This window comes from Caldovatus aquaticus (assembly GCF_019458025.1).
GTDB classification, from domain to species: domain Bacteria; phylum Pseudomonadota; class Alphaproteobacteria; order Acetobacterales; family Acetobacteraceae; genus Caldovatus; species Caldovatus aquaticus.
In genome coordinates, this window is record NZ_JAHZUY010000044.1 from 22,699 (window position 1) to 29,371 (window position 6,673).

The window sequence follows — 6,673 nt, forward strand, 5'->3', positions numbered from 1 at the left end:
CCGCCGCCGCCCTGCGCTTGCGGGACGGCGGGGGATCGGGGCATGGTCGCCGCGGCACGGACAGCACAGGGGGCGCGATGACCGTCGTCAGGCCGCACGCCGCGCACTGGGGCTTCTTCGACGCCGTGGTCGAGAACGGCCGCCTCGTCGGCGTCCGCCCCTTCGCGCGCGATCCACTCCCCGGCCCGCTGATCGAGGCGATGCCGGAGGTGGTGCACGCCCCCTGCCGCATCGATCGCCCCTACGTCCGGCGCGGCTGGCTGCGCGGCGCGCGGCGCGGCGCGCTGCGCGGCGGCGATCCCTTCGTCCCCGTCTCCTGGGACCGCGCCGTTCGCCTGCTCGCCGAGGAGACGCGGCGCGTGCGCGCCGAGCACGGGCCGAGCGCGATCTACGGCGGCAGCTACGGCTGGTCCTCGGCCGGGCGGTTCCATCACGCCAAGACCCAGCTCCAGCGCTTCCTCGGCCTCGGCGGCGGCTTCACCTCCTCGGTCACCGCCTATTCCTACGCCGCCGGCCAGACGCTGATGCCGCACGTGCTCGGCACCACCGAGGTGCTGCTCGGCCGCGTCACCGACTGGGCGGCGATCGCCGCGAACGCCCGGCTGATGCTCTGCTTCGGCGGGCTCGCGGCGAAGAACGGGCTGATCAGCAACGGCGGCGGGGTGCACGAATACCTCCCCCTGATGCGCCGCGCCGCGGCGGCCGGGGTGCGCTTCGTCAGCATCTCGCCCCGCCGCGGCGACACCGAGGCGGATCTCGGCGCCGAGTGGGTGCCGATCCGCCCCGGCACCGATGCGGCGATGATGCTGGCGATGGCCCAGGCGATCCTCGCCGCGGGCCGGGAGGACCGGGAGTTCCTCGCCACCCGCTGCGTCGGCTGGGAGCGGCTGCGGGCCTACATCGCGGGCGAGGCGGACGGCGTCGCGAAGACGCCGGAATGGGCGGCGCCGATCACCGGCGTCCCCGCCCAGACCATCCGCCGCCTGGCGCTGGAGTGCACGGAAAGGCCGGCCATGCTGACCGCCGCCTGGTCGCTGCAGCGCGCCGACTACGGCGAGCAGCCCTGGTGGATGCTGGTGGCGCTGGCGGCGATGCTCGGGACCATCGGCAGGCCCGGGCAGGGCGTCGCCTTCGGCTACGGCTCGATCAACGGCATGGGGACGCCGCGGCGCGAGCTGCCCGCCGTCTCCATGCCGCCGGTGCGCAACGCGGGGCTGCACATCCCGGTGGCGCGCATCACCGAGATGCTGGAGCGGCCGGGCGGGACGCTGGAATACAACGGGCGGACGATCACCCTGCCCGACATCCGCCTGATCTGGTGGGCCGGCGGCAACCCGTTCCACCACCACCAGGACCTCAACCGCTTCCTGCGCGCCTGGAGCCGCGCCGAGACGATCGTCGTGCAGGAGCCGTGGTGGACCGCGCTCGCCCGCCACGCCGACATCGTGCTGCCGGCGACGACGACGCTGGAGCGCAACGACATCGCCTCCTCCTCGCGCGACCGCTTCGTGCGGGCGATGCACCAGGCGATCCCGCCGCAGGGGGAGGCGCGCAACGACTTCGACATGCTGGCGGACGTGGCGGAAGCGCTCGGCTACCGCGACCGCTTCACCGAGCAGCGCGACGAGGGCGCGTGGCTGCGCCACCTCTACGAGCGCTGGCGCCAGGCCTGCGCGCGGCTGGGGTTCGAGGCGCCGGACTTCGACCGCTTCTGGGCCGAGGGCCATGTCGAGGCGCCGCCGCCGGAGCCGGAGGAGTCCTACACCCAGTTCGCCGACTTCGCCGCCGACCCCGCCGCGCACCCGCTCGACACCCCCTCGGGCAAGGTCGAGCTCTACAGCGAGACCATCGCCCGCATGGGCTATGCCGACTGCCCCGGCCATCCGGTGTGGATCGAGCCGCGCGAGTGGCTCGGGGCGAAGGCGGCGGCGCACTATCCGCTGCACCTGCTCTCCGACCAGCCGGCGAGCCGGCTGCACGGCCAGCTCGATCCCGGGCGCGTCGCCGCGGCGGACAAGATCCAGGGCCGCGAGCCGATCCGCCTGCACCCCGAGGACGCCGCCGCGCGCGGGCTGCGCGAGGGCGACGTGGTGCGCGTGTTCAACGCGCGCGGCGCCTGCCTCGCCGGGGTGCGGCTCGATCCCGGCCTGCTGCGCGGGGTGGCGATGATGGCGACCGGCGCCTGGTTCGACCCGCTCGAGCCGGGCGTGCCCGGCTCGCTCTGCGTGCACGGCAATCCCAACGTGCTGACGCCCGACATCGGCACCTCCCGCCTCGGCCAGGGGCCGAGCGCGCAGTCCTGCCTGGTCGAGGTGGAGCGCTGGGAGGGGCCGCTGCCGCCGGTGAAGGTCCATCTCCCGCCGCCGGTCGCGGCGGAGGAGGCGCCGCTATGATCGGCCGCCGCGCCGCCCTCGCCGCGGCCGCCGCCCTCGCCGCGGCGCCGGCCGCGCGGGCGCAGCTCGCCCCGGCGCCGCTGCCGGTGAAGCCGGACGACACCGTGCTCGGCCCGCACGAGCGGCTGCTGATGCTCGCCTGGGGCGACCGCGTCGCCTACGACGCGCCCCCCTGGGACCCCCATCGCCCGAACGCCGAGGCGGCGGAGGCGCAGTTCGGCTGGGATGCGCGCCTCGCCGCGCTGATCGAGCCGCCGCCCGCCGCCGACGGCATTCCCCGCGCCGTGCTCGCCGTCGCCCATCCGACGGTGGAGCCGCGCATGGCCTTTCCGGACGGGCGCGACCGGCCGGAAGTGGCGGCCGCCATGCAGGGCGCGAGCCTCGTCAACGTGATGCGCCAGAACGGGCGCTGGCTGGTGGTCGAGGGCGGCTACCAGATGCGCCGCCTCACCGGGCGCACGCTGTGCCGGCTGAGCGGCCCGCTCGCCGAGGGCCTCGGCCCGCTGGGGACGCCCGTCACCGGCCTGTTCGGCATCACCGGCGGCGCCGCCACCCCCTGGGGCACGCTGCTGCTGTGCGAGGGCGAGGCCGCGGCCTGGCTGGCGCGGGTCGGCGGGCTCGACCCCGCGCGCTACGGCTGGGTGGCGGAGCTCGATCCGCTCGACCCGCTCTCGGTGCCGGCCAAGCGCACCGCGCTCGGCCGCTTCGCCCAGGGCGACGCGGCGGCGGCGCTCGCCCGCGACGGGCGGGCGGTGGTCTATCTCAGCGACCGCCGGCCGGGCGGCTTCCTGTTCCGCTTCGTCTCCGACGCCGCCGCGACCGAGCCGGACGCGCTCGATCGCGGCACCCTCTTCGTCGCGCGCCTCGAGCCGGCGGGCGGGCTGCGCTGGCTGCCGCTGCCGGCGGAGGCCGCGACCTGGCGCGATCCGGTGGCGGCGGCGGGCCGGCTCGGCGCGAGCCCGTTCGACGCGCCCTCCGGGCTCGCCGCGGATCCGCGGCGGGCGCGGCTGTTCGTCGCCTGCCGCGGCACCCCGGCGGCGCCGGGCGGCCCCGCGGGCAGCGTGCTCGAGATCGTGCCGGCGGCCGGCGACCACGCGGCGGAGACGGGCGTGGTGCTGACCCTGCTGGTCGGCCGCGAGCCGCCGCCCCCGCCCCCGCCGCCCCGGCCCGCGCGCGGCGGCGCCCCGCCGCCGGAGCCGCCGCCGCCCGCCCAGCCGGCCATGCCGGACACGCTGGCGATGGATCCCTCCGGCCGGCGGCTCTGGATCGGCACCAACCATGGCGGCGTGGTCGGACGCCAGGCGGACGGACTCTACGCCTGCGAGGTCGAGGGGCCGGCGCGCGGCCTGGCGCTGCCGCTCTACGGCGCGCCGCGCGCCGCGGCGATCGGCGGCGCGGCGCCGAGCCCCGACGGGACGGCGCTGTTCGTCGCGGTGCGCCACCCGGGCGCCGAGCCGGGCGCGAGCTTCGCGCACCCCTCGACCCGCTGGCCGGACCTGCGCGAGGGCGTGCCGCCGCGCAGCGCCCTGCTCGAGCTGACGCGGCGCGGCGGCGGGGCGGTGGGCGGATAGGGGCCGTCTCCGGCCGCGGGCGGGCGGCCGTGGACCGGGCGCGGGCGCGGCGGCGGGCCGCGCGCGCATCGCGGCCGGCGCGGCGGCGACGGGGGTGCGGCGCGGCAGGGGCGGAGAGGCCGCCCCAGGCGCCCGGGATTCGGCTATAACGCCGGGCGACGGACGCGAAACCGTCACCGAACGGTCATCGGTTCCCGATGGTGGCGTCGCGGCGCGCCGTCTAGAGCGGATCGCGGACGGCTGGAGACAGCCGGGAGCGCGAATCCGCGCGACCGACAACGAGCCGGAGCCGTTGCCGCGCGCACGGCCGGGCGGAAACGGCTGCAGACCGCGGCTGCTCGCAGCCGAGCGCAGAGGGAGTGACGACGGGCCATGTCCGAGCCGACCACGCTGCCCCACGCCGAAGAGGCCGAGATCGAGGACATCGGCAGCAATCCCGATCCGGCCCGGCCGATCGGCGCGATCATCGCCGCGCGCTACGGCCGGCGCGCGATGCTCGGCGCCGCGGCGGCGGCCGCGGCGGCGCTGGTCCCGGACGGGCCCGCCCCGGCCCAGCCGCAGGCGCCGCCGCCCGCGCACAGCAGCGGCAACACGCCGAACGGCGGCCCCTCCACCCTCGCCTTCCCCGAGCTGCGCCACCAGCTCGCGCAGGGCGACGCCGTGGCGGAAGGGTACGAGATCCAGCTCCTGATCCGCTGGGGCGACCCGATCCTCGCCGACGCGCCGGAATTCGACGTGGCGCGCCAGACGGCCGAGGCCCAGGCGCGGCAGTTCGGCTACAATTGCGACTACCTCGACTTCTTCCCGCTGCCGCGGGGCTCGCGCAGCGCCGACCACGGGCTGCTGTGGGTGAACCACGAATATACCAACACCAACCTGATGTTCCCCGGCCTCGGCGCCGGCCGCGCCGCGCGCGCGCGCACCAACGCCGAGCAGGTGGCGGTGGAGATCGCCGCGCACGGCGCGAGCGTCGTCGAGGTGCGGCGCGAGGCGGACGGGCGCTGGCGCGTCGTGAGGGACAGCCGGTTCAACCGCCGCATCACGGGGGCGACGCCGATGCGCCTCTCCGGTCCCGCGGCGGGGCATCCGCGCCTGCGCACCCATGCCGACCCGAGCGGGACGCGCGTGCTCGGCACGCTCAACAACTGCGCGGGCGGGCGCACGCCGTGGGGGACGGTGCTGACGGCGGAGGAGAACTTCAACTTCTACTTCGGCGGCGAGGCGGCGGAGAGCGGGCCGCAGCGCGCGCACTACCGCCGCTACGGCATCGTGCGCGAGGCGGTGTACGGCTGGGGGCGGTTCGTGGACCGGTTCAGCCTCGACAAGGAGCCGAACGAGCCGAACCGCTTCGGCTGGATCGTCGAGGTGGACCCCTACGACCCGGAGAGCGTGCCGGTGAAGCGCACCGCGCTCGGCCGCTTCAAGCACGAGTGCTGCACCATGGCGCTCTGCCCCGACGGGCGCGTCGCCTTCTACAGCGGCGACGACGAGCGGTTCGAGTACATCTACAAGTTCGTCACCGCGCGCCCGTGGAACCCGGACGACCGGGCGGCGAACCGCGACCTGCTCGACGAGGGGACGCTCTACGTCGGCCGTTTCGACGACGACGGCAAGGTGACGTGGCTGCCGCTGGTGCACGGGGAGGGGCCGCTGACGGCGGAGAACGGCTTCCACTCCCAGGCCGACGTGGTGATCGAGGCGCGGCGCGCCGCCGACCTGCTCGGCGCGACGCCGATGGACCGGCCGGAGGACGTCGAGGCGAACCCGGTGACGGGGCGCGTCTACGCGATGCTGACCAACAACGCACGCCGCACCGCGCAGCAGGCGCGCGGGGCGAACCCGCGCGCGAACAACATCCACGGCCACGTGCTGGAGATCATCCCGCCGATGGCGCAGGGGCGGCCGGACCACGCGGCGACGGAGATGCGCTGGGGGCTGTTCCTCGTCGCCGGCGCGCCGGGCTTCGACGCCGGCGCGCGCTACCACCGCGCCACCAGCCCGAACGGCTGGCTCTCCTGCCCGGACAACTGCACCTTCGACAGCAAGGGCCGCATCTGGATCGCCACCGACGGCGCGCCGGAGACCTCGGGGGTGGCGGACGGGCTCTACGCCGCGGACACCACCGGCCACGGCCGGGCGCTGACGCGGCTGTTTTACCAGGCGCCGACCGGCGCCGAGGTGTGCGGCCCCTGCTTCACGCCGGACGAGCGCACGCTCTTCCTCGCCATCCAGCATCCGGGCGAGGACCCGGGCAGCACCTTCGAGCGCCCCTCCACCCGCTGGCCGGACTTCCGCGAGGGCGTACCGCCGCGGCCGAGCGTGATCGCGATCGTGAAGAAGGACGGCGGCGTGATCGGGAGCTAGGGCCGATCGCGGACGGCCGGAAGCGCGGACCGGCGCGACGGACCACGCGCCGGGGCCGCCGCGGCGGGCACGGCCGGGCGGAAGCGGCGCTAGGGTCTGCGCCCAATTGCCGTGGGAACGGTGCGATGATTCGCCCTGCCCAACGGCGGGGGGATGGACCGTGTTGCGCCTGTTCGGGCTGAGCGACGTGCCGTGGGCGGCGAGCGAGCCGCATCCGGCGATGGTCCACACCGGGCCGCGGCGCGTGGACGACCGGCGGGGGATCGGCGGCATCGTGCACCGTTTCCGCGAAGGCTGCCGCTGGCGTGCCCTGCCGCCGGAATAGGGGCCATACGCCACCGTCTT

4 protein-coding genes are annotated in these 6,673 nt (G+C 76.4%); all 4 read left to right on the forward strand.

The features are described 5' to 3' along the window. Positions 1 to 77: 77 nt before the first annotated feature. The 4 genes from K1J50_RS13910 (at position 78) to K1J50_RS13925 (ending at position 6,653) form a co-directional block, all read left to right on the forward strand. A complete protein-coding gene (locus tag K1J50_RS13910; protein ID WP_220118352.1) occupies positions 78 to 2,393 on the forward strand; it encodes a molybdopterin-dependent oxidoreductase in 2,316 nt (771 codons plus the stop codon). Beyond that, entirely contained in the window at positions 2,390 to 3,964 is a 1,575-nt protein-coding gene (locus K1J50_RS13915) for a PhoX family protein (protein ID WP_220118353.1), read from the forward strand. The genes K1J50_RS13910 and K1J50_RS13915 overlap by 4 nt, the downstream gene beginning before the upstream one ends. Before the next feature lie 372 nt (positions 3,965 to 4,336). Further along, a complete protein-coding gene (locus K1J50_RS13920; protein ID WP_220118354.1) occupies positions 4,337 to 6,328 on the forward strand; it encodes a PhoX family protein in 1,992 nt (663 codons plus the stop codon). A 160-nt stretch (positions 6,329 to 6,488) separates the two neighbouring features. Further along, complete coding sequence (locus K1J50_RS13925; protein WP_220116048.1) at positions 6,489 to 6,653, forward strand: transposase; 165 nt, start codon at positions 6,489 to 6,491, stop codon at positions 6,651 to 6,653. The last annotated feature ends 20 nt before the right edge of the window (positions 6,654 to 6,673 follow it).

Excerpts from the sequence above, each read along its gene's own strand:
- K1J50_RS13910 (WP_220118352.1), top strand. The coding sequence starts at position 78 with ATGACCGTCGTCAGGCCGCACGCCGCGCACTGGGGCTTCTTCGACGCC.
- K1J50_RS13915 (WP_220118353.1), top strand. The coding sequence starts at position 2,390 with ATGATCGGCCGCCGCGCCGCCCTCGCCGCGGCCGCCGCCCTCGCCGCG.
- K1J50_RS13920 (WP_220118354.1), top strand. The coding sequence starts at position 4,337 with ATGTCCGAGCCGACCACGCTGCCCCACGCCGAAGAGGCCGAGATCGAG.